The organism is Cryobacterium sp. N19 (genome assembly GCF_002929595.1).
GTDB classification, from domain to species: domain Bacteria; phylum Actinomycetota; class Actinomycetes; order Actinomycetales; family Microbacteriaceae; genus Cryobacterium; species Cryobacterium flavum.
Map to the genome: position 1 here is coordinate 50,508 of NZ_PJJR01000044.1, position 25,111 is coordinate 75,618.

Here is a 25,111-nt window from a genome sequence, read left to right on the forward strand (position 1 = left end):
CTCCATTCAATAAGGTGAACTGCTAAAAGAATTATACCCCTGGGAGTATTCTACTTACGCGGGACAGGGACGTGCTCATGTGACCCTGCTGTGAAGCGGTTATGCGGTTTCTCACAGGGCGCGAGGTTTAGCGGGCGGCGATACTGGCGCGCACGTCGTCCATGTTGAGGTTCTCGACGCCGGCAATGAGCTCTTCCAGGCTGGCTGCGTTGAGGGCGCCTGGCTGGGAAAAGACGAGTACGGAGTCCCGAAATGCCATCAGCGTGGGGATGGAGCGGATGCCCGCGGCTGCGGCCAATCCTTGTTCGGCTTCGGTGTCGACTTTTCCGAAAGTGATTGCGGGGTGTTTTTGAGACGCGGCGGTGAAGGTCGGGGCGAAACTGCGGCACGGGCCGCACCACTCGGCCCAGAAATCAACCAGCACGATGGGACTCTGGGCAATGGTCGCGTCAAAGGTGGTCTCGGTGAGATTGATGGTAGCCATACACACAGACTATACCCTTAGGGGTATCTTGCATACCGTGCGGGGTATGTGCGAGACTAGCGCACATACCCACTACACGCCCCAACTCGTGTCGGCGTGATGGGCCCCGACCTTTGGAGGCCACGATGATTTTGACCCAGTACTACCTCAACTGCCTGTCCCATGGCTCGTACCTCGTCGGTGATCCGACGAGCGGTCAAGCCGTCATCGTGGACCCCCGCCGCGACATCGACGAATACCTCGTCGACGCCCAGGCGAACAACCTGACCATCATCGGCGTCATCAACACGCATTTCCACGCCGACTTCGTCGCCGGTCACCTCGAGTTGGCCGCAGCCACTGGCGCCTGGATCGGCTACGGCACCCGCGCCGAGACCGAGTATGAGATCCACCACCTCGCCAATGGCGAGAAAATCTCGCTCGGCGAGGTGGAACTAGAAATTCTCGACACCCCCGGGCACACCTGGGAGTCCATCAGCATCGTCGTTCGTGAACACGCCAACGATGCCGTGCCCCATGCCGTCCTCACCGGCGACACCCTCTTCATCGGTGACGTGGGTCGTCCCGACCTGGCCGCATCCGTTGGCGCCGATCCCGACCAACTGGCCCGCGCCCTGTACGCGTCGATCCACACGACCCTTCTCGCCTTGCCCGATGCGGTGCGTGTTCTCCCCGCCCACGGTGCTGGTTCCGCCTGTGGCAAGAACCTCTCCGACGAGCTCGAATCCACTATCGGCACCCAGCGCCTCACGAACGCGTCCGTGCAGCCGATGAGTGAAGACGATTTCGTGACAATGATCCGCAGCGGCCAGCCCGCAATCCCCGGCTATTTCGCCGTCGACGCGATGATCAATCGCAGCGCGCACGAAATCATCGGTTCCACCCGTGCACTGGCACCGCTCACCTTGACGGATGTTCGCAGATCCGTTGAAAACGGAGCCCGCGTTCTCGACACCCGCAGCCCCGAGGACTTCGCCCTCGGGCACTTGGCCGGGTCCATTAACGTGGGACTGGACGGTCGCTTCTCCGAGACGGCCGGAATGCTCATCGAGCACGACGACAGCATCGTGATTATCGCCGACTCCGGCCGCGAAGCCGAGGCCGGAATGCGGCTGGCCCGCATTGGCTTCGACCGGGTCGCCGGATATCTGACAAACCCGGCGCAGGCGTTCACCGACCTCGGCCCGCTGGTGCAGGTCGGTGCGCGGGTCGAGCTTGAAGACTTCGAGGCTCTGCGCCGGGACACCGCCGCAACGATCCTCGACGTACGCAACCCCGGCGAGGTCGAGCAGGGCGCGATCCCGGGCTCGCTGCGCGTTCCCTTGGCCGAGCTGAGCCAGCGCCACGCCGAAGTGCCCGCCGGACCCGTGATCATCCACTGTGCCAGCGGCTGGCGTTCGAGCGTCGCCGCGAGTGCGCTGCGGAATCTTGGCCATTCGGACGTCACCGACCTCATCGGCGGCTATAACGCATGGGCTGCCCAATATTCAGTGAAAGCCTGATGGAGATGACCCGCGGCTGAACACCTAATCAACGTTGGCTTCACGGCAGACACGATCGTCAGAGGCCTGCCTTAGTGGCAGGCCTCAGGGCTGCCCGGCATTGCTACGCTCCCGCACCAAACTGAAACGGATCTACTATCTCTGACACCACGCACACCGTCAACCCCTCCCCGTCACCAATTGGGGCAGACGAATTCCATCAGTGGGTTCTTAATCGTGACGACCTGATGATCATCGATGTGAGGGGCGGTTCGGAGTTTGAAACCCGGCATATCCCGGGTTCGTATCACGTGCCGCTCCACCTGCTCAAAGAACACGCTGAAGAGTTTGCGGCGCAGATGGCCCCCCGGGTGGTGCTGGTGTGCCAGTCGGGTCGACGCGCGGAAGAAGCGCGAAAGAATCTTGACGCAGCCGGCCTGAACGGTGCTCGGGTATTGACCGGTGGTGTGGCGGGCTATGCCGCCGGCGGCGATATCACCAGCGGTCGCTCCACGTGGGCCATGGATCGACAGGTACGCATGACGGCCGGATCCCTGGTGTTGGCGAGCGTGCTGGCGGGGAGGTCCATCCATCCGCAGTTCCGTCTTCTCGCCGGCGTCATCGGTGCCGGTCTCACGGTGTCGGCCGCCACCAACAGTTGCACGCTGGGGCGAATTCTGTCGTGGATGCCCTGGAACCGCCCGGTTTCCGAACCCACGAAGAGTGACATCCTCGCGCAGCTGGCGCCGCACGCATGATCGTGGCCGCGCTGCTTCTGGGAGTGATCGTGGGTGCGCTGCTCGGCCTGGTCGGCGGGGGCGGGTCAATCCTGGCCGTTCCGGCCTTGGTCTACGGTGTCGGGTTACCCCTCGAGGAGGCGATACCAACCTCGCTGATCGTCGTGGGAGCGGCGTCGGCGGTCGCCGTGCTTCCGCGGCTGCGCACCGGCGTGAACTGGCGTCTGGCCGGCATCATCGGCGCCGCCGGCATTCCCACCGCCTACCTCGGCACCCTCGTAAACCGACTGGTTGACCCTCAGCTTCTGCTCGGCGCTTTTAGCGTGATCATGGTCATCGCTGGCGTGCGAATGTTCTTTGCCACCCCCGCCGCAACCGGCCCCTGTGCGCTGCCCGGCGGCGGAACCCGGTGGCGCAGTTGTCTGCCCCGTGCGCTGGCAACGGGCGCCGTGGTCGGGTTCCTGACTGGGCTGCTCGGCGTCGGCGGCGGGTTCCTGATCGTTCCGGCACTGGCCCTCGTGCTCGGACTCCCCATGGGCGTCACGATCGGCACGTCCCTCGTGATCATCGTCATCAATTCGGTCGCCGGCTTCAGCGCCCACCTGAGCGACGTGCAGATCGACTGGGCCGTCACCGGCGCCTTCGCGGGCACCGCTATGCTGGCATCTTTAATCGCGGGCAGACTCAGCCGGAGACTTCCCGACCGTGTTCTCAAAACAAGCTTCGCGATCCTTGTGCTCTGCATCGCCGTGTACGTCGCGATTCGCGCCGTCGCCGGCTAGCTCTCGCGAGCGGGGTCAGGCGAGGGACAGGAAAAGCTTTTCAAGCTCATTGACACTGAGCTGCTTGGTTTCTCCATCCGCGCCGTTATCGATGAGGCACTCCTTCATCGCCGACGAGATGATCGTGAACCCCGCCCGGTCAATGGCACTCGAGACAGCAGCCAGCTGGGTGACCACGGCACGACAATCAGCGCCGGACTCAACGGCTGTGATGACGGCGCCGAGCTGCCCCTGCGCGCGCTTGAGCCGATTGAGGGTCTTGCGCAGGTCGTCGCTGGCGTGGGTCGCGGGTTCGGTGATCCCCATGAGGGTGTGCTCCTGTTCGTAGGCGGATGCGAGGCTGGTTTTGTCTAGGATCATGATACCCCTTAGGGTATCAGTATATTCAAATATGGCAGCAAGCGTTTCGCGATGAAAAGTAAAGGAGGGCTATTCGAATGCGTGACCAGCGCACCAGCAGGGACGAATCATCACGGCGTGCCCCTTGGCGCGGCAAGCTGGCCGGGCTCGGCGGGGACCTGCGTCGCTGGCCCTCTCGCCGCTGGTGGGTTGCCCTGGCGACGGCATTGTTTACGGTGGTCTTCATTGCCATTCCGACGGACTTGATTGACACGCCATTCTTTTCGCGACAGATCCCGCCGACCGCCTGGTCGTGGCCGGTGCTCACCCTCAGCGCGGTCTTGACGGGCATGGTCACTGCCACCTATGTGGCGCACCCGGAAGGCGCCCCGCGCAGTAGGGCGGCCGGACGATTGGGCATGGCCGGTTGGCTGGTGACGTTCTTCGCGGTGGGATGCCCCGTCTGCAACAAACTGGTTCTCCTCGCTCTCGGCGCAACCGGAGCGATGCAATTCTTCGAGCCGGTCCAGCCGTATCTGGCCGCCGCGTCGATCGTCTTGCTCGGCGGGGCTCTCTACGCGCGCATGACTCGAGAAAATTCTTGCGGTCTTCCCGCTCGGACCACTGCCGCGACGGGAGTCCTTGATCGTGTTCTCTGACCTACAAACTTGGTCGACTCGACGCTGGATAATCACGGCCGCCGCAGCCGCAGCCGCGTTCATGGCTTTTGTAACCGGCTACGCGCCCCGGGCGGACGACGCAGACGGCGCCCTGTGGTGGACGGTCGCGGCCACCGCGCTCGGAGCGAGCTTGATCGGCTTGATCGTTGCCAGTTATGTCGGAACCCCCATCGGCGCCGACGCAACTCTCTGCGACACACGGTGGCCAGCTCTGGGTCTGATCGCGCTGTATCTGACCACCGAAGTCCGCTCCCTCGACCCGATAGTGAGCGGTGCTGCGCGCCCGGCCCTGGCCGCCGCCGCCCTCGCCCTATTGATCTGGGCCCTGCGCGAAAGACTGGTCAGCGAACGCCGAGCCACCACCCGCCGCGAATCGTCAGAGTCCGCTGAGGGTGACGTCTGCACTACCTGCATGCCCTTGTTCCCGCGCTCCCGGAAAGTCGGTCCCAGGCCGATCACACTGCCACCCACTCCACGCACCGGTCAGGATACCCAGCCATGAAGAAAGCACTTACCGGCATCACAATCGCCGTGGCGGCACTGCTCAGCATGGTCGCCTGCGCGAGCCCCGCGCCGGCGCCCTCCATCGCTGTCACCTCCAGTACGGTCGTCGTCGATGTGCGCACCGCACCAGAGTATGTCGGTGGACACCTTCAGGACGCCATCCATATTGACGTGCAATCCCCGGACTTCGACACGCTGATCGCGGCGCTGCCAATCGACGGGAACTACATCATCTACTGCGCCACCGGAAACCGGTCGGCTGCAGCAGTCACCCGCATGGCCGACCTCGGGTTCACCACGCTGACCGATGCTGGTGGCATCACGGACGCATCTGCCGCCACCGGACTGGCCATCGTTGTCGACAAATAAGCTTCCTCTGTTCGCATTTAAATTAATACCCCACGGGGTATACTGAGGACTTCAGCTCGACCAACGAAGGAGTCACTATGTGCAGTCCCACGCGATGCGACAATTGCGGAAAAACCACTTGGACCGGATGCGGCATGCACGTCGATGAGGTTATGGCCGACGTCCCAACGAGTCAGCAGTGCACTTGCGCCACGCGCTCGAATTCCTAACCGCCCGCGGTTTGTAACCGAGGCGCTTCGTTCATGACGCGGCGGTACGCCTTGGCTTCACCAAGGTGGAGATTCCCTTCGCCGACGTGGGTAACGATGCGGTCAACAGCGAGAGCAATTGGTGGCGGGGCGGTGGTTGCTTGGAGCATGACTGGACTCTTTTCAATCAGAAAACCGGGAATGTTCCCAGGCTCGGACGGGGAGGCGGCTATAACTGTCTTTTTGACCCTAATGTGCGTACATTTAAGATGGTGCCGACACAACAGAACTTCACAAAAAATAGGCAGATCCGACGAGTCAAGGTGCGGCGACGCACGCTCCTGATGCTTTTAGGAGCGGCGGCAGTTCTCGCAGTCGTCATCGTCGGAGTGGTTGCGCAACAATCTGTCGAAGAATCCACTTCGGCCCCCGCTGAACAATCCGGGGAAAAAAGCGGCGAGCAGACGCTCAATCTCGCCCGACGTGTCGATGGCGAGGTGACGGCACTCGGAGAGGTCGACGCGCCGGTCGTTTTGGTCGAATACGCCGATTTCCGGTGTCCGTTTTGTGGGGTTTTCGCGCGCGATACCCTCCCTGTCCTTGTCGAGGAGTATGTGGACAGCGGTCAAGTGCGCATCGAATGGCGGGATCTGCCGGTGTTCGGCGAGGAATCCACGGCTGCGGCTGTGGCTGCCCGCGCGGCTGGCGAGCAAGGTTTCTTCTGGGAGTTTGCCGAGGTCGTCTTTGCGGGTGCCCCAGAACGCGGACATGTGGCACTGCCCCCGGAACGTCTTTTGGAAATCGCGACGGAAATTGGTGTTCCCAACCTTGAGCAGTTCGTCTCCGACCTGGACAATGCTGAACTCTTGGAGAAAGTGAACATTGACGCGGCAGAGGCACGGTACCTCGGAATTACCAGCACGCCCATGTTCGTGGTGAACGAAACGCCGATTTCCGGCGCGATGCCGGTGCAGGTGTTTCGCGACACGATCGACAGCGAACTGGCGAAGGCCGGACGCTAGACATGGATATTGGCTACGCTGGCGCCCTGATCGGTGGGATGCTGACACTTTTGAGCCCCTGCTCGGTCATGCTTCTTCCTGCGTTCTTCGCCTACGCGTTCGCGAAGCCGTCCGAGCTGCTTGCCCGTACCGGATTGTTTTATCTGGGTCTGATTACCACGTTGGTGCCGCTGGGAGTGCTGGCTGGCACGGTCGGAGTGTTTGTCACGCAAAATCGCACGGCTTTCGTCGGGATCGCCTCATTGCTCGTGGTGTTGATGGGTATCATCCAAATTTCTGGACTACGTTTTCCCACCTTCACCCGCGGCGGCGCGGCCGAAGGGACCTCGGCGGTATCGGTCTACGTCCTCGGCGCTGTCTACGGAGTAGCCGGAGTGTGTGCAGGTCCTATCCTTGGATCGGTGCTTACGGTGGCCGCCCTCGGCAGTAACGCCGTCTACGGGGGAGTGCTCTTAGCGATCTACGCGCTCGGCATGGCAGCGCCCCTGATCGTGCTCGCCTTGTTGTGGGACCGACTTTCACTGGGAAAGAGTCGCTGGCTGCGCCCCCGGATGCTCACTATCGGACGATGGGAGAACTCGTGGTTGATGATCGTATCCGGGATCCTGTCAATCCTGATCGGAGTCTTCCTGTTCCTCACCGACGGTACCGCGAGCCTCGGCGGAGTTTTGACCATCGGAGATCAGTTCGCTACCGAGGCCTGGGTACTCGATATGTCCTCACTCGTGACCAATTTGGGATTCGGGATCGCCGCGATCGTCGTGCTGGGCCTCATCGCGCTGGCCTACGCGGCTCGGAACCGTCGCACGCGCCGGCAGCGAATACCTCAAAAGCAAGAATGAGACGCGCTGCCGGAGCCGCAGCCGCCACGCTCGTTAGCGTTGTGTTGCTGGCCGCGTGTTCCGGACCTTAGTCGCAGCTCGGCGCTCATTGTGTCTCCGACGACGTCTCGCCCGCGGTCATGCTCAGCGCGCACGACGGTACTGTCAGTGTTGCCGAAGACGCGACGGGAGCGTCAGCGATCGAGTAGGGAAGTAATGGCACCGGCCTCATCGAGACGGCAGGCGTACTCACGGCTGTCGACACCACCACCGGAGAAATACACTGGGACGCGAACGCACTCTCACGCCCCACGGACGTCGAATCTTCCTCAGCGGTCTCGGGTGCCGTCAACGCATCTCAGGGCGGTATTGTCTTTCTGGACTGGGTCAACCCCGCGGGCGACACAGTCGTGAGCGCCCACAATCCGAGAACTGGCGCTATTCTCGCGGAATTTTCGGGGCATCTGGCCGGACCGTCAATCATTAACGAGTCATCAGAAAACCTCGCCGTGTCCTCCTTCCGTCCACCGGACGGGGCGACGATGCTCACCGCAATTGATCCGGACTCCGGAACGCTGTGGGAGCATGTTCTGGAGAGCGCCACTGCCCCGGTATCTGCCTCTGACAAAGTGATTACCTTCGTGGCGGGATGGGAAACGTTACGATCACCTCGTCCGACGGTCACCAGCAGCAACGCGGTCAGGAACGAATTCCGATGGCTGTTCTCCCTAACGGAACCGGGCTCTTTCCCACCCGGGACCCCTACGAGTACGTCCTGGCCATCCCTCAGCTCGACGGTCTTGAGGCTGACCGATAAAGACTAAAGATCACCGGGGTGAGAATGATGTGGTGACCGCGAAACGGTCGCCACGGACGACAGTCTCCCGCCATTCCACCGGACGTCCCGCCGCACGACCACACCGTTCAATGAAGAAAGCGGCAGTGCCGACCGGGCAGTCAAGAACTCGCGCCTGTTCGGCGGTAACGGTAATCGCTGTCAGGGTCTCCTGTCCGCCATCCAGCGTGATCCCACACCGGAGCGTCAGCTCCTGATAGAGAGCAGTGTTGCTGAAATCGACGTCGAGAAGACCGGCAGCGCGATCGGCAGGCAGCCAGGCGCTGTCAACGGCAAAGACATAGTCGTCAGCGAAACGACGGCGCTCAATATTGACCAGCGGAGCGTCGCCGGGCAGGTCGAGCCGGTCAGCAATCCGCGCGTCGACACGGATCTCGCACCGGATCAACTCGCTGTGCTGCCTCATCCCAGAGGCCTCAACTGCCGCAAACAAGCTGTAAACCGGCCCAAAGCGATGTTCTTCGCCGTGGTTGACGTGCACCACCGGGCGTTTACCCCGACTTGATGAAACCAGCCCCTCTCGACGCAGAGGGTTCAGCGCAAGTCGAACGGTACTCCGGCTCACCTGATATTCCGCGGTTAGTTGAATTTCACCGGGGAACGTGTCCGCGAATTCGCCCGAGGTTATCCGGTTGAGAATGTCGTCATGGACGCGCAACCAGAGTGGCTGGCCAGGCAATCTGGCCAGTCGTGCCCGGTCTGCTTCAGCCGCAGTTGACATGTGAGTTCCGCTTCTCCTCGGGCAATAGGTGCGCCAAAATGCAATTATCCCTTGCGTGCACTACGAGTGTGGGTCGTAACACCTATTCGACGTTGCTGCCACGAAATGCCGGTCAATATCGTGGGATTGGGTGGGGCGCTGGATGGGTGGACGTCACGGGCTTCGAGCTCTGCGTCGATCTCGTGCGGATCGAAAACAGGGCCAGTGCCGGGCCGCTTTCGCGGGTTGCCTGCCTTAGGGTCCGGTTTTGCAGCCCGCTGGTCGTCGGACTTTCCACAACCGGCTTCGGGCGCTTCGGATGGCCGCGCCCGTGGAATTAATTCCGCGATGTGATGGAAAAGTGATCTGGCACGACCTCCGAGTCCCGCGCCAACAATGCGAATTAGGAATTACGTGAACTACCCGCAGCCATTCGAACCCCTGAATCCCGTGAACACTGGGACTCAGGGGTTTTCCTTTGCCCTGTTCACGCTCACCGAAATGCGGTGCTTGCGGCAAATCCTCAGACTCGGGTCAGTCGATCCCCGTATCCTCATATCAGCAAGGGGAGTATTCCGACACGGTCGGCTCGTCATTACGGATGCTTGGTGCATCCCGGGCCACCGGTTCTCGTTCGCGGGAATGGAAAAGACCTTGACGTCGTATCAGCGTCAAGATTGGAGCCCCCTGATGAACGTGTCCCTGCTCATCTGGACCATCACTATCCTCGTCACGATCGCCTTCTTCGTATTCGAGTTCTTTGCACATGTGCGAACCCCGCACGAGCCGACGATCCGGGAGTCCGCCTGGTGGTCGGCCTTCTACATCGGCCTTGCGCTGATGTTCGGCGTCGGAATCGGCATCGTCTCGGGGTGGACCTTCAGCGGTGAGTACTTCGCCGGCTACCTGACCGAAAAGGCCCTCTCGATAGACAACCTCTTCGTGTTCTTGCTCGTCATGACGGCCTTCGCCGTCCCGCGCGCCTATCAGCAGAAGGTTCTACTGATCGGCATCGCGCTCGCACTTGTCATGCGCGGAGTCTTCATCGCGGTCGGCGCGACCCTGATCGCGAACTTCTCCTGGATCTTCTACCTCTTCGGAGCGCTGCTGCTGCTGCTGGCCTACCGCCAGGCCTTCACGCATAGCGAGTCGAACCCGGCCAACGGCCGTCTCATGCGGTTTGTCAGGCGTCACCTGTCCGTGACCGACGAGTATCACGGCGACAAACTCTCGGTCCTGAAGGACGGCCGCCGGTTTGTGACCCCCCTGCTGCTCGTGCTAGTCGCGATAGCCTTCGTCGACCTGATCTTCGCTGTCGACTCGATCCCAGCGATCTTCGGCCTCACCGACGAGGCGTACATCGTCTTTACCGCGAACGCCTTCGCCCTCATGGGTCTGCGCCAACTGTACTTCCTCATCGGCGGCCTGCTGCAGCGCCTGGTCTACCTGGCTCAGGGACTCGCGGTGATCCTCGCATTCATCGGAGTGAAGCTCGTGCTGCACGCGCTCAAGCTCAACGAGCTGTCGTTCATCAACGGCGGCCAACCGGTGCCCTGGGCCTTCGACATCCCGATCTGGTTCTCGTTAGTATTCATCGGCACCACGATTGCGGTGGCTACCGTCGCAAGTCTCGTGAAGACCAGAGGCCAGCGAGCCCCCGTCACCGAACCCGTTGCCGCCGAGGTGAGCGACCGTTGAGCACCTAGGCAGCTCGCAAAACCTGCCGGCGAGCCCGCTACCCCAACCTGTTGAGCACATCCGCCTTCTATTCGCTGGACTACGCCATGTGGGCAGCAGGCACGGTATGCCACCCTCAATAGCAGAGAAAATGTTTGGTCAGACGCAATGGGTTCGTGTGGGGACGGCGGCTGACCGGTCGGGTTGGTGGTGCTTCGCCACGACCGCACCCGCTTGCCGCCAATCTGACGGCGAGCCCGATGATTGGCATTCCAATGATGTTCTCCCGATCCCTGCACGGAGGTCGACATCGGCTCCGAACCAGCCTCCGTGTCTGGGTCATCGGTCGAAGATCTCGACCAACAATGGCGAGATAATCGCCAAAGCTGGGAGCTTGCCACGCTGATTGCACTATGTGCGTCGTTGCACTTAGTGTAAGCACGTGACGTTTCAGAACACCGCCCCCGACCGCCGTGCCGAACTCAAGGCACGGTACCGCCAGGCGATTCTGGATGCCGCTGACGCGCTCATCCGCGAACGTGGTAAACCGCAATTCAGCGTTGACGAGCTTGCCGAGCGCGCCGACGTCTCCAGGCGCACCGTCTTCAACCACTTTGCATCACTCGACGACGTGATCATGACCACCTGCACCCGGGTTCTCAGCGCCACCGTTGATGAATTTCGTGCAGCGACAGCATCGACTCCAGCAGGCGATGGCAGCCGCGAAGGCCTGTTCGACGAACTCACGACGGCCCTTCGCAACATCGATCTGCCGCCGGTCGTCGCGTATCTAGCGGGGGTACTCAACGCGGAGGGCGAGAACGGTCGATCCCAACACGGCATCAGCGATGTTTTCACGCGCACCACCGAACAGCTCTCGACCGAGATCGCCGCTCGTACGGGCGCAATGGACGAATTCGAAGTTGCGATTCTGGTCAGCTCGGTGATGAACGGCATCGCCATCGTATCCGCCCACTGGCTGGTCCGAACGGGCGGCGCACTCGACGCCTCGTCGCGCGCAGTGTGGAACGAACTGCTCGACCGCCTCATGGTCACCGTCCGCACCGGCTACGCACCTTCCAACTGAAGTACTCGACTTGCCTGCTCGACCCCACAGCTCGATTCCCGATGATGCGACGCGAGACGCCACTCCGGTCACCCGACCACAACCCGACCTGCAGAAAGAACTTGAGATTATGGCATCGCTTCTCTACCGACTCGGTCGGTTTTCCGCTCGCCGAGCGTGGTTAGTCATCGTTTCGTGGGTGGTCATTCTTGGCCTAGCTGTGGGTGCATTCGCCCTCTTCGGCGGAACCCTCACGTCGTCCGTCAGCATCCCGGGCACCGCGACTCAGAAGGTCAGCGACGAACTTGCCGCCAAGTTTCCCTCCGCCAGCGGCGGCCGTGGCACCGTCATCTTGACCACGACGGATGACTCCGCCTTCACGGACGCGCAAAAGACCGCAATCGGCGACCTGCTCACGCGCACGGTCGACCTGGCCGACGTGAAAGCGGCGACGAACCCGTTCGATACCCAGGCCCAGATCGACGATCAGACCCAGCAGGTCGTCGACGGTCGCCGGAAGATCGCTGCTGGAACGGCGCAGCTCGACGCGGGGCAGGCGCAGATCGACGCGGCGACGGCCCAGGCCAAGGCCGGTCAGACGCAGCTCGATGCCAGCCGCGCGCAGGCCGAGGCAGCGGGACAACTCGCCGCCGCCCAGTCGACGCTGGACGCGCAGCAGGCGCAGATCGATGCGGGCACAGCCGCGATTGCTGCCCAGCAGACGACACTCACGGCGAGCCGCACCGCACTCGCCTCCCAGAGCACCACGCTCGAGCAGGGAGCCGACCTGCTCGACCTGGCCTCCGGCATCCGTCAGGTATCGACCGACGCGACCACCGCGGTCGCGAGCGTGCAGTTCGACACCCCGCTCAACCTGGTTCCGGCCGAGTCGAAAGAAGCCGTGGTCGCTGAGATGACCGACGCGGGGATCGACGGCGTCACGGCTGAAGTCTCCAACGACATTGCCTCCAGCATTCCCGAGATTCTCGGTCCGGGCGAGATCGGCGGCGTGATCGTTGCGGCCATCGTGCTGTGGGTCATGCTCGGCACGCTGATCGGCGCGGGACTCCCGCTGCTGAATGCCCTCGTGGGCGTGGGCGTCGGAGTGCTCGCCTCGCTCGCTCTGTCGGGAACCGTCGAGATGCTCTCGGTCACACCTGTTCTGGGTGTGATGCTTGGGCTCGCGGTCGGCATCGACTACTCACTGTTCATACTCAACCGGCACCGAACCCAGCTGCGCAACGGCCTGCCAGTGCAGGAATCGATCGGGCTGGCCAACGGCACCTCCGGCAACGCGGTCGTGTTCGCCGGTGCCACCGTTCTGATCGCCCTGCTCGCACTCAACCTCACCGGTATCCCCTTCCTCGGCCTCATGGGCACGGTTGGCGCCGTCTGCGTCTTCGTCGCCATTCTCATTGCGATCACGTTGACGCCGGCGGTGCTGGGCCTGGTCGGCGCGAAGATTCTCACTAGGAAAGCCCGCGCCAAGGTCGGTCACGCCGAGCACCACGCCAAGGTTCCGTCCAAGCCCATGAATACGGTGCGAGCGGTCGTCACCGTGGTCGTGGGCATCATCGTGCTGCTCATCGTGGCTATGCCCGCGCTGTCCATGCGCCTCGGACTGCCCGCCGGCTCGTCGGAACCGCTGAGCTCGAGTGCGTACCAGGCCTACAAAATTGCTGACGAGAAGTTCGGTGCCGGCGTGAACGGCCCGCTGCTCGTGGTTGCAGACCTCGAAACCGCTATAACGGATGATGCGCTCCTCGCGGAACAGGTACGTATCGGAACCGCGCTGAAGGCGGAGAACGACGTGGTCGCGGTCGCGCCGATCGGAGCCTCCGATGATGACCTGCTGCTCGCGTTCCAAGTCATTCCGGCTGAGGGGCCGACCAGCGAATCGACCGAGCAACTCGTGCGGGACCTGCGCGGTCTGGACATCGACGGTGTCACCTCCCTCGGTGTGGCCGGCAATGCGTCGGGAAACATCGATGTGAGCGAGAAGCTGGCCGCAGCGCTTCCGCTGTACCTTCTCGTTGTCGTCGGGTTGTCGTTGATCATCCTGATCTTCGTGTTCCGGTCGATCCTGGTACCGATCACCGCGACTTTGGGTTTCGTGCTGTCGCTGTTCGCAGCGTTTGGCGCAATCACGGCGGTCTTCCAGTGGGGCTGGCTCGGGGCGGTGTTCGGCATCCACGACCCGGGGCCTATCCTGAGCTTCCTGCCCATCCTCGTCGTGGGTGTTCTGTTCGGGCTTGCCATGGACTACCAGCTGTTCCTGGTCAGCGGCATGAGGGAATCGTACGTGCACGGTGCCTCGTCGCGCTTGGCCGTGCAGCGCGGGGTTCATGCCGGGCGCACCGTGGTGATCGCGGCCGCGCTCATCATGGCCTCGGTCTTCTCCGGCTTCATCTTCTCGAACTCGGTGATGATTCAGTCGATCGGCTTCGGGCTCGGCATCGGCGTACTGCTCGACGCGTTCGTGGTGCGGCTGCTCATCATCCCGGCCGTAATGCACCTGCTCGGTGACGCGGCCTGGTGGCTGCCGAAGTGGCTCGACCGCATCCTGCCCAACGTGGATGTGGAGGGCGGGTCGCTCGAGCGAACGCACCCGGTGCCCCTGCCGAGCGAACCCGAGCGCGTCACGACACCGATCGTCTAGCCGGGCGGTCGGGCGACGGACCTGAGGTCTGTCGCCCGACCTGCACGGTGTCTAGAGGTCGACCTTGTCGTTCTCGCCCCCGTCATAGGGCTGGCCCGTGACTTTCGCCTTGACCAGGCTGATCACGGAGGCGATGCGCCCTCCAGGGGTGTCCCAATATTCCGCGCCGTCCGCGGTGAATTTGATGAGCACAATGTTGGGGTCCTCGGGACCCTCCGGGAACCACGCTTCGACCCACTGGTTCCACAATTCCGCCACCTTCTGCGAATCGTCGATCATTTCCGCGGTTCCCGAGAGGGAAACCCAGGTGTCGTTGGAGGCGAAAGACGCTCCCACGACCGGATCAGAACCGATCTCCGTCACGGTGTGCGAATCGCGGGTAGCGATAAACCACAGGTCACCGTCGAACTCGACCTCTTGTACCGTCATCGGGCGAGCCACGAGCTTGCCGCCCGGGCTCGTCGTGGTGAGCATGGCGAAACGAAACTCCTTGACCAGTTTTGCTACTTTCTGCACATCACGCGGGTCACTCATCGTTGCTCCTTCTTCATCGGTCGTGGCGCACCTGCGCCATCGGCGTCCACCGTACCCAGATTGTGAATTTGCGCGCGAGCGGGGGATGGTGAAGTAGTCGAGTGATCTGGCGGTCGGAGGCGATTCGCGGGGCAGGATAAAATGAAATTCACCTGCACGAGGAAGTGGTGGCGCAATCATTTGGAATCGGTCCCGGCGTCGTGCTGACGCTCACGAACACGTCAGTGAACCCGACGTGAACGCTGAGCTGCCCGACCTCGAGCGCACGGTTGACGAAGGCCTGCTGATCGCATTGTCGGCCGTACGAATGGCCGTGAAGAACGACATCATCGTGGGGGCACTGCGGGAGCACTTCGACTACGACTCCGGGCGGTACGCCGACAACGCCCGCAGCGAACTGCATCGGCTGGCTCGGCAGAACGAGGAGTATGCCCGGCGGGTCAGCCGAATGGGCCGCGACCTGGCAGCGATGAAGTGGCGCCTGAGCTTTACCGATGACCAACGCCACGATCTCAAGCAGTTTGCCCTGAGATTTCGCGTGCACGAACGGTTGACGCTCGCCCTCGACGCTGTTGCCGATGACAACGACCAGGTGGCCCGCATCGTGTCGAGTGCGCAGCGGTCAGCAAGCGAAGAGGTCAGCTCGGCGGTCTCGTCGAAGCTCATCGAGCTGGCCGTCGATCAGCGCGAGCCCGACTATGCCGAACATCGCGGCGAACGCCTGGAAGCGTTCGTGCTGATCAACCTCGCCATTCTGAGGGCCAAACACGACGCGGCGACCAGCCCGGAGTTCAACGAATACTAGTTGATCGCCTGGGCGACCAGCCGGTCGAACGTGGGCGTACTGACGACGACGAAGAGCACGACGTTGAAGAAGACCGTGACCCAAAACGCCTCGCGAAAGCTCTTCTTCTGGGTTTTGTGGCGCAGTACCTGCTGCGCCACGATGGCGCCGGGCCAACCGCCGATGAAACCCCAGAACAGCAGGGTGCGTTCCGACACCCGCCACCCGCCGAACCGCGCGCGACGCTTGTCGATCGCGTAGACGGCAAAACAAATCATGCTGGTGACCAGGTACGCCCCGGCCACCCAGAGCGGCCGGGGCCAATACACGGCGCCGACCAGATAGACGACGGCAAAAGCGGCAATCGCGAGGTAGCTCCCGCGTCCCGCAGCACGGCGGGAGCGGGTGATGGCCATGACCCCATGCTAGGTGCTACAGGTTCGGCAGAAACCGTTGTCAGACGCGCCGGCGCTCGCTGCGGGGGTCGGCTTCGACCCGGTCGACGACGTCGATGATCAGGGTCAGGCGATCTGATTCGGTATACCGCGGCGAGTTGCTCTCGACGATGCCGGTGCAGGCGAAGTGCAGCCAGTGCCGGCGCCGGCTCGACTGAACGGTTCCCGGCCACCCAGCGCCGTCATCGTGCGGGCGAACGGGGAGTCGACCTGGTCGAACAGGGCATACATTTCAATGCCGTGCGTGGCATCGAGCCCGAGCCCGAGCCCGAGCAGGTGCATGAGCCGCGGAGCGATGTCGAAGCGGTAGAAATGCACGGGGGCGAACCGAGAGTGCAACCCGGCGACGACGATGCTCGGATACCAGAAGGCATAGTCACCCCCGAAATCGGCGGCGGCGCGGCTGATCGGCAGGCCAGGATAGGCGGCCCGCATCTCGTCGTGGCTATCTTCGGGGGCGTGGTTGAACAGGGCCTGGATACGCCACGGCGAGCGGGGGAGCACGTTGGCCCGGCCGCGAAAAAACGCACCCTCGCGATCATTCGTGCCGATGATCAGCGGTACCCGGTGGGCGCGGCCGTCGCGAAAAGCGTCGAACGGATGCTCCGGCAGGAAGGTGCCGCCAAATGAGCGGATGTTCGCTCGCACCCACTCGAGGGCGGCCACCTGATCGCGCAACCCCAGATTGTTCTCAATCGGGCGGTCCGGCGTGGAATACCGGCTGAAGTCGAGGTATCTTAGGGCGCCGAGTCGGTAAATCAAACTCACGTAGACGACGCGGCCACTGCTCACGAAGCCCTCGCCCTGGCCAGGAAAATCCTGGGCAGAACCGGTGTTGTAGCCGCCGCCGTGCACGAACACCATGACGGAAATCGACAGCCGCTTGCGCCGGGGAACAGCGGGGGAGAGCACGTTCACCGTCAGGTAGTCCTCGCTGGAGCGCACGCGTGGGCTGGTTCCCTTGAACTGGCCGCGTTACGGCTGCGGGGCGACGTCGCCGTAGCGGGAGGCGTCCCGCACTCCCGGCCACGCGATGACGGGCTGCGGAGCGCGAAAGCGTCGATCACCGACCGGCGGAGCGGCATAGGGAATGCCGCGCCACGCCAGAACAGCACCTTCACGGATGCCGCGCACCATGCCGCCGGTGACGCGCACGTCGAGCGCGCTCGGCGCGGGTACAGGTGGAACCAGGGAAGACTCTGTCGAAAGTGTTTGGAGTGCCACTGGGTTCCCCGATCTGTTGAATTTTGCTGCTGACTCTTACCTATATTCCGGGTTCGGCTCAAACCCGAAGCGTTCGCCGCGGTCCCAGTCCTGGCGCAGGTTGCCGAAAGCCGGGATGCCGCCGTTCTTCTTCAAGATTGAGGCGAGGTGCATGAGGTTCCAGCTCATGAAGGTGGTGTTGCGGTTGGTGAAGTCGTTCTGCGGGCCGCCGGAGCCCTCGTCGAGATAGCTCGGGCCTGGGCCTATTTCGCCGATCCAGCCGCTGTCGGCGGCGGGAGGAATCGAGTAGCCAATGTGTTGCAGACTGTACAGCAGGTTCGACGAGCAGTGTTTCACGCCGTCTTCATTGCCGGTGATGATGGCGCCGCCGACCTTGCCATAGAAGATGTACTGGCCCTTGTCATTGAACTCGCCCGAGTGGGCGTAGAGCCGTTCCACGATGCGTTTGGTCACCGAGCCGTTGTCGCCGAGCCAGATTGGCCCGGCCAGAACGAGGATGTCGGCAGCCTGCACCGTCGTGAACAGCGACGGCCAGGCATCCGTTTGCCAGCCGTGGTCGGTCATGTCGGGGTAGACGCCGGTGGCAATGTCGTGGTCGATGGCGCGAATCAGGTAGACCTGCACGCCCTGCTCCCGCATGATGCGCGCGCTGAGGTCGACAATGCCCTGGGTGTTGCTGACCTCCGGGCTGCGCTTGAGGGTGCAGTTGATGAAGACTGCTCGCAGGCCGGAGTAGTCAAAGGATTCTCGTTCGGCGGGGCTCGTCTTGTTCACCCGGTTATTAAATCACTCGACTCGAAAGGATGACAGGGGTTGATTTTGGCGTCGCGGGCGCGCCACAACCGGGCGATTCTACCTGGTGGTCGAAGCGTCCGGCGGCCATGAGCGGATGCTGCTGGCTAGGCGGTGCCACCTCCACGCGCAATCAGGCCGCGTGCAATCAGGCCACGACCGGCCAGGCCAAGTTCGGCCAGGGCGAAAAGGAGGCCCAGCGCGAGGAATGGCAGTGGCGTTGTTCCCGTGCTCGCCAGGGTGGAACCGGCCAGCGTTGACCCGAACAGCGGCGTCAGTCGCAGCGCGGCGAGAGAAGAATTACCCGTGCCTCGTGCGGATGAATCGGTGCCGAGGAGCGTGAGCGGCACGACCTGAGTGCCACCGAGAAAGCTGTCGGTTCCCGTGGTGGTCGAAGCGACGGAGGCGGTAGCCCCGCCCGGGGTCGATGAAGCGTTCGTTGCCCCCTCGGACTTGGAACCGCCCCCCACGCTGATCGCGTTGCCCTGCACCGTGACCGGCGCGGCCAGATTCGCGAGAATCTGTGTGCCGCCGAGCGTGCTGTTTGAGCCGGTCGTGGTCGGCGCGACCAGGTCGGTTACGCCCCCCCTTTGTGGGTATCGATTTGGCCTCAGGTGAACACTTTCCCCGAAAAGCGCCATCGAATCTGAGTCATTCCCAGAAATCTCTTGAACATCGACAGCCCAATGGCGCTAAAAGATCGGCTGCCGGCACCCTGCTGCCCACCCGGATGGAACGGGAAGTCCTCGATAGCTGGTATAGTTTTCAAGTTGTCTCCGGGCGTTACAGTTCGCGAGATTGGCATGCGCTCGTAGCTCAACGGATAGAGCATCTGACTACGGATCAGAAGGTTGGGGGTTCGAATCCCTTCGGGCGCACAGGTAGCCCCCGTCTCATCAGGCCTTAGGCCTGTAAGGCGGGGTTTTTTCGTTTACACGCCTTGCAACGAGGGTTGGAATAGTACCCCGTCAAGGGTAGAGCGAAACTTCCTCAAACCGGCGGGTTCCTTCGCTGACGGGAGCTCAGCGAAGAACGTTCAAAATCTCACGAAACAGGTACTCCTCTGCAACGTGGTCATGTCATTGTCGATGACAAGGCCACATGTGCGTTCATTTATTGACGACATCGTCAAAATGCGGCACTCTTGGATACATGCCGGTTCGACCAACAAGGAACCCAGGGTCGCAGAGCGCCCTACGACTGTCGAACCAACAGCGAATCCTATCCAACTTGGTCTCCTCCGGACCCACGACGCAGGCCGATATCGCCCGCAATACGGGGCTCTCTAACGCCACGGTCTCGAACATCGTCAAAGTGCTCGTCGAGCGCGGACTGGTCTCGACGTCGCCCACGACGAGCTCCGGCAGGCGTGCCCAGCTGGTCAGCCTGAAGTCGACCGACGGCGCGGTCTCGGTCGGAATTGATTTCGGGCGCCGCCACGTGCGTATCATCGTGGCCACGGTCGATTACCGGGTGATCGGCGAGAAGGACGTCGAGATCCCGCTCGGCTACACGGCGGCCGAGGCGCTCGACATCGCAGCCAACCTGCTCACCTCCACGCTCCTGCAAGCTGGCGTGCAACGCTCGGCCGTGCTCGGCGTGGGCGTCGGCGTGCCCGGGCCCATCGATAGCCGCACGGGCACCGTCGTCAAAGGTGCCATCCTGCCCGAGTGGGTCGGCGTCACGGTCAGAATGGTGGAGGAGAGCTTCGAGCTGCCGGTGTACCTCGAGAACGACGCCAACCTCGGCGCCCTAGCCGAGTCCACCTGGGGTCCGCACGCCGGCACGCCCACCGTCGTCTTCATTAAGGTGGGCACCGGCATCGGCGCTGGCCTCATCTTCAACGGAAGACCGTTCCTTGGACACATCGGTCTGACCGGTGAAATCGGCCACACTCCCATCCATGAGCACGGACTCCTGTGCCGCTGTGGCAACCGCGGATGCCTTGAGACGGTGGCCTCGACGGCCATCATGATTGACATGCTCTCGCGTGCCCTCGATCGGCCGGTGCGCACGCGCGACATCGTGCGCCTCGTGCTCGCGGGCGACGAACGCGCCATCCGCGTGGTCGACGACGCCGGCTTCGCCGTCGGCCGGTCGATCGCTGCGATAGCCAACCTCGTCAACCCGCACACCATCATTGTCGGCGGTCCGCTGGCCGATCTGGGGGAGATGCTGCTGAGTCCGATCCGCCGCGGACTCCAGCGCTACGCCGTGCCGATGATCGTGGAGACCACGGAATTGGTGATGTCGTCGCTGGGCGAGCGAGCCGAGGCACTCGGCGGCGCGGCGCTCGTGCTGCAACACTCGGGGATTCACCCCACCCTAAGCTGATCGTTGCCATGTTTTTGTGTTCACAAGTTGACGACAACGGGCGTGGGGTTTAGATTCTAAAATGGGGCCACAATATCGTGGTCCTGCCAGACGAGGAGGTCAGACGTGGAGACGTCTCACAACAGTCACCCCACCATCCTGGAGATGCAGTCCATCACCAAGGAGTTCCCGGGCGTGAAGGCCCTCGACAAGGTGTCTCTCACCGTCAGAGCCCAAGAGATCCACGCGATCTGCGGCGAGAACGGTGCGGGCAAGTCCACGCTGATGAAGGTGCTCTCCGGCGTGTACCCCTTCGGAACCTACGACGGCGAGATCGTCTACGAGGGCTCGGTCGTGCGCTTCCGCGACATCAAGCAGAGCGAGGCCGCCGGCATCGTCATTATCCACCAAGAACTTGCGCTCATCCCTGAGCTCTCGATCACAGAGAACATCTTCCTTGGCAACGAGCCCGGCCGAGGCGGCATCATCAACTGGGTTGAGGCCCAGCGCCGTTCGGTCGAACTGCTCGCCCGTGTCGGACTCGATGACGACCCAGACACCCAGGTCAAGAACATCGGCGTCGGCAAGCAGCAGCTCGTCGAGATCGCCAAGGCTCTCAACAAGAACGTGAAGTTACTCATCCTCGACGAGCCCACCGCCGCGCTCAACGAAAACGACTCGCAGCACCTGCTCGACCTGATCCTCGGTCTTAAGGGTAAGGGCATTTCGTCGATCATGATCTCCCACAAGCTGAACGAGATCGAGCAGATCGCCGACCAGATCACGATCATCCGCGACGGTAAGTCGATCGAGACCCTCGACGTGAAGGCCGACGGCGTCGACGAAGATCGCATCATCCGGGGCATGGTCGGGCGTACGCTCGGGAATCGTTTTCCCGAGCACTCCGCCAAAATCGGTCAGGTCTTCTTCGAGGTGCGCAACTGGACGGTGCAGCATCCGCTCACCACCGAGCGTCTCGTCGTGAAGAATTCGAGCTTCACCGTGCGCCGCGGCGAGGTCGTCGGGTTCGCCGGGCTGATGGGTGCCGGCCGCACCGAGCTCGCGATGAGCTTGTTCGGCCGCTCCTACGGCAAGTTCCTCTCCGGCCAGGTCTTTAAGGACGGTGAGGAGATCAAGTTGCGCACCGTCTCCGAGGCGATCGGCCACGGCATTGCCTACGTGAGCGAAGACCGCAAGTCGCTCGGCCTCAACCTGCTCGACACCATCAAGCGCTCCATTGTGTCGGCCAAGCTCGGCAAAATCTCCCGCGGCATCGTGGTGAACGAGTTGCAGGAGACGCGGGTCTCTGAGGAGTATCGCAAGAGCCTGCGCATCAAAACCCCCACAGTCGAGGAGGGTGTCACCAAGCTGTCCGGCGGAAACCAGCAGAAGGTCGTGCTGGCGAAGTGGATGTTCACCGATCCAGACCTGCTGATCCTCGACGAGCCGACCCGCGGCATCGACGTGGGGGCCAAGGCCGAGATCTACCAGATCATCCGCGACCTCGCGGCGCGGGGCACTGGCATCATCATGATCTCGTCTGAGCTGCCCGAACTCCTCGGCGTCTCCGACCGCATTTACACGATCTTTGAAGGAAAAATCACCAACGAACTCCCGGTCGCCCAGGCCGATCCCGAAACCCTCATGCGCAGCATGACCTCGGACTCACAGAAAGTAGTCGCGTAATGAGCGCATCCGATACTGAGAAAAGCGGCCGATCCAACATCCGTGACCTGAAGAAACTGTTCGGCGGCGGTGGTTCCCTCAAGCAGTTCGGCATCCTCGGTGCCCTCGTCGTCATCATCATCATCTTCCAGATTTGGACGGGGGGTAAGACGCTGCAGCCCGGCAACATCATCAACATCGTGCAGCAGTACTCCTACATCCTGATCTTGGCGATTGGCATGGTGATGGTGATCATCGCCGGCCACATCGACCTCTCGGTCGGCTCGGTCGCGGCTTTTACCGGCATCATCGTTGCCCTCGCCATGCAGGACTGGAACTTCCCGTGGTGGGCCGGGATTATCCTCGGCATCGTTGTCGGTGCGCTGATCGGTGCCTGGCAGGGATTCTGGGTCGCCTATATCGGGGTCCCGGCGTTCATCGTGACACTGGCCGGCATGCTCATCTGGCGCGGTGGCAACCAGTTCATCGGCGACTCGGCCACTGTGCCCGTCGGCACGGGCTTCCAGGGCATTGGCAAGGGCTACCTCCCCGAGTTCGGGCCGAATTTCGGCGTCAACAATGCCACGATGCTCCTCGGCATTCTCGTCGTGTTGATCCTCATCGGCCTCGAGGTGCGTGGCCGCCGCACCCGCAATGTGATGGGCGCGAAATCCGATCCCGTCTGGCTCAGCGTGCTCCGCGTCCTCATCCTCGGCGGCGTCGTCCTGGTGGCCGCCTACCTGTTCGCCACCGGCCGCGTTGGCACGAGCTTCCCGGTTTCCGGCATCATCCTCGCCGTGCTGGTCGTGGCGTACTCGTTCCTCACGAACCGTACGACCATCGGACGCCACATCTACGCGGTCGGCGGCAACAAGCACGCGGCTGAGCTGTCGGGCGTCAATTCGAAGCGCGTCAACTTCTTCGTGATGATGAACATGTCGGTACTGGCCTCGCTGGCCGGCATGATCTTCGTCGCTCGCTCGCAGGCCTCCGGACCGTTCGACGGAACCGGTTGGGAGCTCGACGCGATCGCCGCGGTGTTCATTGGCGGCGCGGCGGTCTCCGGCGGTATCGGAACCGTCGCCGGCTCCATCATCGGTGGACTCGTGATGGCCGTGCTGTCGAACGGGCTGGCGCTCAAAGGCATCCAGTCCGACCTCGTGCAGATCATCAAGGGCCTCGTACTCCTGATCGCCGTCGGCGTCGACGTCTACAACAAGTCACAGGGACGTCCGTCGATCATCGGGCTGATGACGCGCAACAAGAGCGGCCAAGGGCTAACCGACAACTCCACCTCAGCGCAGGTCACGCCGGGCGGCGGAACGCCGGACACCGCGGTGCCGGCCGACCTCAAGAAATAATTCTCACCCACTGATTCAGACTTCCACCCTTCACCACCACACACAGAAAGAAAGACAACCTCATGAAGAAGATCCTTCTTGCTGCGACCGCCGTCATGGCAGTTGCAGCACTCGGCCTCACCGGCTGCTCCTCCGACACCGGACGCGGCAGCGCGGCAGGAACCGACGCGCCTGCCAGTGGCTTCAGCGCCGACTCCCTCATCGGCGTCGCACTTCCCGACAAGACCAGTGAGAACTGGGTCCTCGCCGGCAGCCTCTTCGAAAAGGGACTAGCCGACGCTGGCTTCAAGGGCGACGTGCAGTACGCCGGTGCCAGCAACGCGGTCGCCGACCAGCAGCAGCAGATCTCCACCATGGTTACCAACGGCGCCAAGGTCATCATTATCGGCGCCAAGGACGGCGCGCAGCTCAGCACCCAGGTGGCTGACGCCAAGGCCGCGGGCGTGACCGTTATCGCGTACGACCGCCTCATCCTGAACACCGACGACGTTGACTACTACGTCGCGTTTGACAACTTCAAGGTTGGGCAGCTCCAGGGACAGGCTCTCCTCGACGGCATGGCCGCCAAGTTCCCGGACAAGACCAGCTACAACGTGGAGCTCTTCTCAGGTTCCGCCGACGATTCGAACTCCGCGGTCTTCTTCAACGGCGCCATGGACGTACTCCAGCCGAAGATCGACGACGGAACCCTGAAGATCGTCTCCGGCCAGACTGACATTGGCCAGACGGCAACCGACGGTTGGAAGCCGGAGAATGCCCAGCGTCGCATGGACACCCTCATGCAGGGCACGTACCAGACCGAGTCCGTCGACGGCGTCCTCTCGCCGAACGACACCCTCGCCCGCGCCATCATCACCTCGGTGCAGGATGCCGGCCAGGCTGAGCTCCCCGTCGTGACTGGTCAGGACTCCGAGGCCGCCTCGATCCCGCTGATCATGTCCGGCGTACAGTACTCGACCATCTACAAGGACACCCGCGCGCTGGTCAAGGAAGCCATCGCCATGGCATCCGCTTTGCAGTCTGGCGACAAGCCCACCGTCAACGACACCAAGTCTTATGACAATGGCAACAAGATCGTCCCCGCTGACCTGCTCACGCCAGTCATCGTTACCGCGGCTAACGCTGTCGAGGCGTACGCGGAGAACCCCGAGCTGTCTCAGCTCACCAAGTAGCACCCGTTAGTTACGAAGAGACCGGTCGACCCCCCTCGGGGCTGGCCGGTCTCTCCCGTTAACGCCATCGCGCACTCGACGCTCTGTGGTTGCGGAAGTTTTTCGGGCGCAGCGGAATTTATCAAGGTGCATGAGGCCAGTGGGAGTTTAGGCGGCTAGTTCGAGCCCGTCGTTCTCGGCGGGTTTGTCGGCGGGTTTGTTGATCCATGCCGTCGCGGGAATGGTCAGAATCTTTGGTGCTTGGCTGGTGCTGAATCGCTCGGGGAAGCGTGCCCTGGCCGCGTCCAGGGTCGCTGCACGTTCGACGGCCTTCGCCTCGGCGAGGCCGTAGTGCACGTCGGCGGGCGTATTCAGGCCGATCCCGGAATGGCGGCGGTTCTCTGGGGGTTGCGGGGTTTCGAGAGACCTCGCGGTCACTTTTTTCCCAGATCGGAGGACAAATATGT

At 62.6% G+C, this 25,111-nt stretch carries 25 protein-coding genes, 1 tRNA gene and 1 pseudogene; 18 read left to right on the plus strand and 9 right to left on the minus strand.

What is annotated here, in order from left to right; translation table 11 throughout:
• Window positions 1-127: 127 nt before the first annotated feature.
• Window positions 128-484, minus strand: coding sequence for a co-chaperone YbbN (locus CXY78_RS03530; protein WP_104088122.1), 357 nt, complete (start codon window positions 482-484; stop codon window positions 128-130).
• A 125-nt stretch (window positions 485-609) separates the two neighbouring features.
• Between CXY78_RS03530 and CXY78_RS03535 the strand changes: the two genes are divergently transcribed.
• From CXY78_RS03535 to CXY78_RS03545, 3 genes are all read left to right on the plus strand, one after another.
• Window positions 610-1,986, plus strand: a complete 1,377-nt coding sequence (locus CXY78_RS03535; RefSeq protein ID WP_104088124.1) for a rhodanese-like domain-containing protein — start codon at window positions 610-612, stop codon at window positions 1,984-1,986.
• Window positions 1,987-2,165: 179 nt separating this feature from the next.
• Entirely contained in the window at window positions 2,166-2,723 is a 558-nt protein-coding gene (locus CXY78_RS03540) for a rhodanese-like domain-containing protein (RefSeq protein ID WP_255409984.1), read from the plus strand.
• Entirely contained in the window at window positions 2,720-3,484 is a 765-nt protein-coding gene (locus tag CXY78_RS03545; protein ID WP_092338706.1) for a sulfite exporter TauE/SafE family protein, read from the plus strand. The genes CXY78_RS03540 and CXY78_RS03545 overlap by 4 nt, the downstream gene beginning before the upstream one ends.
• Window positions 3,485-3,499: 15 nt before the next feature.
• Here the strand turns inward: CXY78_RS03545 and CXY78_RS03550 are convergent, their stop codons facing one another.
• Complete coding sequence (locus CXY78_RS03550; RefSeq protein ID WP_104088176.1) at window positions 3,500-3,790, minus strand: metal-sensitive transcriptional regulator; 291 nt, start codon at window positions 3,788-3,790, stop codon at window positions 3,500-3,502.
• 131 nt (window positions 3,791-3,921) lie between these two features.
• Between CXY78_RS03550 and CXY78_RS03555 the strand changes: the two genes are divergently transcribed.
• The 6 genes from CXY78_RS03555 (at window position 3,922) to CXY78_RS20945 (ending at window position 8,224) form a co-directional block, all read left to right on the plus strand.
• Window positions 3,922-4,482, plus strand: coding sequence for a hypothetical protein (locus tag CXY78_RS03555; RefSeq protein ID WP_233197249.1), 561 nt, complete (start codon window positions 3,922-3,924; stop codon window positions 4,480-4,482).
• 61 nt (window positions 4,483-4,543) lie between these two features.
• Complete coding sequence (locus CXY78_RS03560) at window positions 4,544-5,005, plus strand: hypothetical protein (protein WP_104088127.1); 462 nt, start codon at window positions 4,544-4,546, stop codon at window positions 5,003-5,005.
• Entirely contained in the window at window positions 5,002-5,376 is a 375-nt protein-coding gene (locus CXY78_RS03565; RefSeq protein WP_092338710.1) for a rhodanese-like domain-containing protein, read from the plus strand. Before CXY78_RS03560 ends, CXY78_RS03565 begins: the two co-directional genes overlap by 4 nt.
• 274 nt (window positions 5,377-5,650) lie before the next feature.
• Window positions 5,651-6,586: a DsbA family protein gene (locus CXY78_RS03570; RefSeq protein ID WP_233197250.1), complete on the plus strand. Its 936-nt coding sequence runs from the start codon at window positions 5,651-5,653 to the stop codon at window positions 6,584-6,586.
• 2 nt (window positions 6,587-6,588) lie between these two features.
• Window positions 6,589-7,428, plus strand: a complete 840-nt coding sequence (locus CXY78_RS03575) for a cytochrome c biogenesis CcdA family protein (RefSeq protein ID WP_104088130.1) — start codon at window positions 6,589-6,591, stop codon at window positions 7,426-7,428.
• 628 nt (window positions 7,429-8,056) lie between these two features.
• Complete coding sequence (locus tag CXY78_RS20945) at window positions 8,057-8,224, plus strand: hypothetical protein (protein WP_158252784.1); 168 nt, start codon at window positions 8,057-8,059, stop codon at window positions 8,222-8,224.
• A gap of 10 nt (window positions 8,225-8,234) precedes the next feature.
• On the opposite strand, the gene CXY78_RS03580 is transcribed toward CXY78_RS20945, so the two are convergent.
• Window positions 8,235-8,984, minus strand: coding sequence for a GntR family transcriptional regulator (locus CXY78_RS03580; protein ID WP_092338716.1), 750 nt, complete (start codon window positions 8,982-8,984; stop codon window positions 8,235-8,237).
• A gap of 669 nt (window positions 8,985-9,653) precedes the next feature.
• Between CXY78_RS03580 and CXY78_RS03585 the strand changes: the two genes are divergently transcribed.
• The 3 genes from CXY78_RS03585 (at window position 9,654) to CXY78_RS03595 (ending at window position 14,365) form a co-directional block, all read left to right on the plus strand.
• On the plus strand, window positions 9,654-10,661 hold the full coding sequence (locus CXY78_RS03585; protein WP_092338718.1) for a TerC/Alx family metal homeostasis membrane protein: 1,008 nt from the start codon (window positions 9,654-9,656) through the stop codon (window positions 10,659-10,661).
• A 421-nt stretch (window positions 10,662-11,082) separates the two neighbouring features.
• A complete protein-coding gene (locus tag CXY78_RS03590; RefSeq protein ID WP_104088132.1) occupies window positions 11,083-11,727 on the plus strand; it encodes a TetR/AcrR family transcriptional regulator in 645 nt (214 codons plus the stop codon).
• 178 nt (window positions 11,728-11,905) lie between these two features.
• Entirely contained in the window at window positions 11,906-14,365 is a 2,460-nt protein-coding gene (locus CXY78_RS03595) for an MMPL family transporter (RefSeq protein ID WP_369827234.1), read from the plus strand.
• A gap of 51 nt (window positions 14,366-14,416) precedes the next feature.
• On the opposite strand, the gene CXY78_RS03600 is transcribed toward CXY78_RS03595, so the two are convergent.
• Window positions 14,417-14,899 (minus strand): pyridoxamine 5'-phosphate oxidase family protein, encoded by a 483-nt coding sequence (locus tag CXY78_RS03600; protein WP_104088136.1) that lies wholly within the window; start codon window positions 14,897-14,899, stop codon window positions 14,417-14,419.
• Between the two features lie 235 nt (window positions 14,900-15,134).
• On the opposite strand from CXY78_RS03600, the gene CXY78_RS03605 reads away from it, so the two are divergent.
• Entirely contained in the window at window positions 15,135-15,704 is a 570-nt protein-coding gene (locus tag CXY78_RS03605) for a hypothetical protein (protein ID WP_104088137.1), read from the plus strand.
• On the opposite strand, the gene CXY78_RS03610 is transcribed toward CXY78_RS03605, so the two are convergent.
• The 4 genes and pseudogenes from CXY78_RS03610 to CXY78_RS03625 all read right to left on the minus strand — a co-directional run bounded on the left by CXY78_RS03610 (window position 15,701) and on the right by CXY78_RS03625 (window position 18,795).
• Window positions 15,701-16,099, minus strand: a complete 399-nt coding sequence (locus CXY78_RS03610) for a DUF1294 domain-containing protein (protein WP_092338726.1) — start codon at window positions 16,097-16,099, stop codon at window positions 15,701-15,703. The genes CXY78_RS03605 and CXY78_RS03610 overlap by 4 nt on opposite strands.
• Before the next feature lie 105 nt (window positions 16,100-16,204).
• A pseudogene (locus CXY78_RS22040) lies at window positions 16,205-17,275 on the minus strand (carboxylesterase family protein).
• 123 nt (window positions 17,276-17,398) lie between these two features.
• Complete coding sequence (locus tag CXY78_RS03620) at window positions 17,399-18,136, minus strand: flavodoxin family protein (protein WP_104088139.1); 738 nt, start codon at window positions 18,134-18,136, stop codon at window positions 17,399-17,401.
• 125 nt (window positions 18,137-18,261) lie between these two features.
• On the minus strand, window positions 18,262-18,795 hold the full coding sequence (locus tag CXY78_RS03625) for a hypothetical protein (RefSeq protein WP_104088140.1): 534 nt from the start codon (window positions 18,793-18,795) through the stop codon (window positions 18,262-18,264).
• 164 nt (window positions 18,796-18,959) lie between these two features.
• Between CXY78_RS03625 and CXY78_RS03630 the strand changes: the two genes are divergently transcribed.
• From CXY78_RS03630 to CXY78_RS03650, 5 genes are all read left to right on the plus strand, one after another.
• Window positions 18,960-19,032 (plus strand) — tRNA-Arg (locus CXY78_RS03630).
• 274 nt (window positions 19,033-19,306) lie between these two features.
• Entirely contained in the window at window positions 19,307-20,488 is a 1,182-nt protein-coding gene (locus CXY78_RS03635; protein WP_092338732.1) for an ROK family transcriptional regulator, read from the plus strand.
• A 144-nt stretch (window positions 20,489-20,632) separates the two neighbouring features.
• Entirely contained in the window at window positions 20,633-22,153 is a 1,521-nt protein-coding gene (gene mmsA / locus CXY78_RS03640; RefSeq protein WP_092338734.1) for a multiple monosaccharide ABC transporter ATP-binding protein, read from the plus strand.
• Window positions 22,153-23,493 carry a multiple monosaccharide ABC transporter permease gene (gene mmsB / locus CXY78_RS03645; RefSeq protein ID WP_369827235.1) on the plus strand — a complete coding sequence of 447 codons (1,341 nt, stop codon included), beginning with the start codon at window positions 22,153-22,155 and terminating at the stop codon, window positions 23,491-23,493. Before mmsA ends, mmsB begins: the two co-directional genes overlap by 1 nt.
• 62 nt (window positions 23,494-23,555) lie before the next feature.
• On the plus strand, window positions 23,556-24,665 hold the full coding sequence (locus CXY78_RS03650; protein WP_092338736.1) for a sugar-binding protein: 1,110 nt from the start codon (window positions 23,556-23,558) through the stop codon (window positions 24,663-24,665).
• A 147-nt stretch (window positions 24,666-24,812) separates the two neighbouring features.
• Here the strand turns inward: CXY78_RS03650 and CXY78_RS03655 are convergent, their stop codons facing one another.
• Window positions 24,813-25,082 (minus strand): hypothetical protein, encoded by a 270-nt coding sequence (locus tag CXY78_RS03655; RefSeq protein ID WP_092338738.1) that lies wholly within the window; start codon window positions 25,080-25,082, stop codon window positions 24,813-24,815.
• Between the last annotated feature and the right edge of the window lie 29 nt (window positions 25,083-25,111).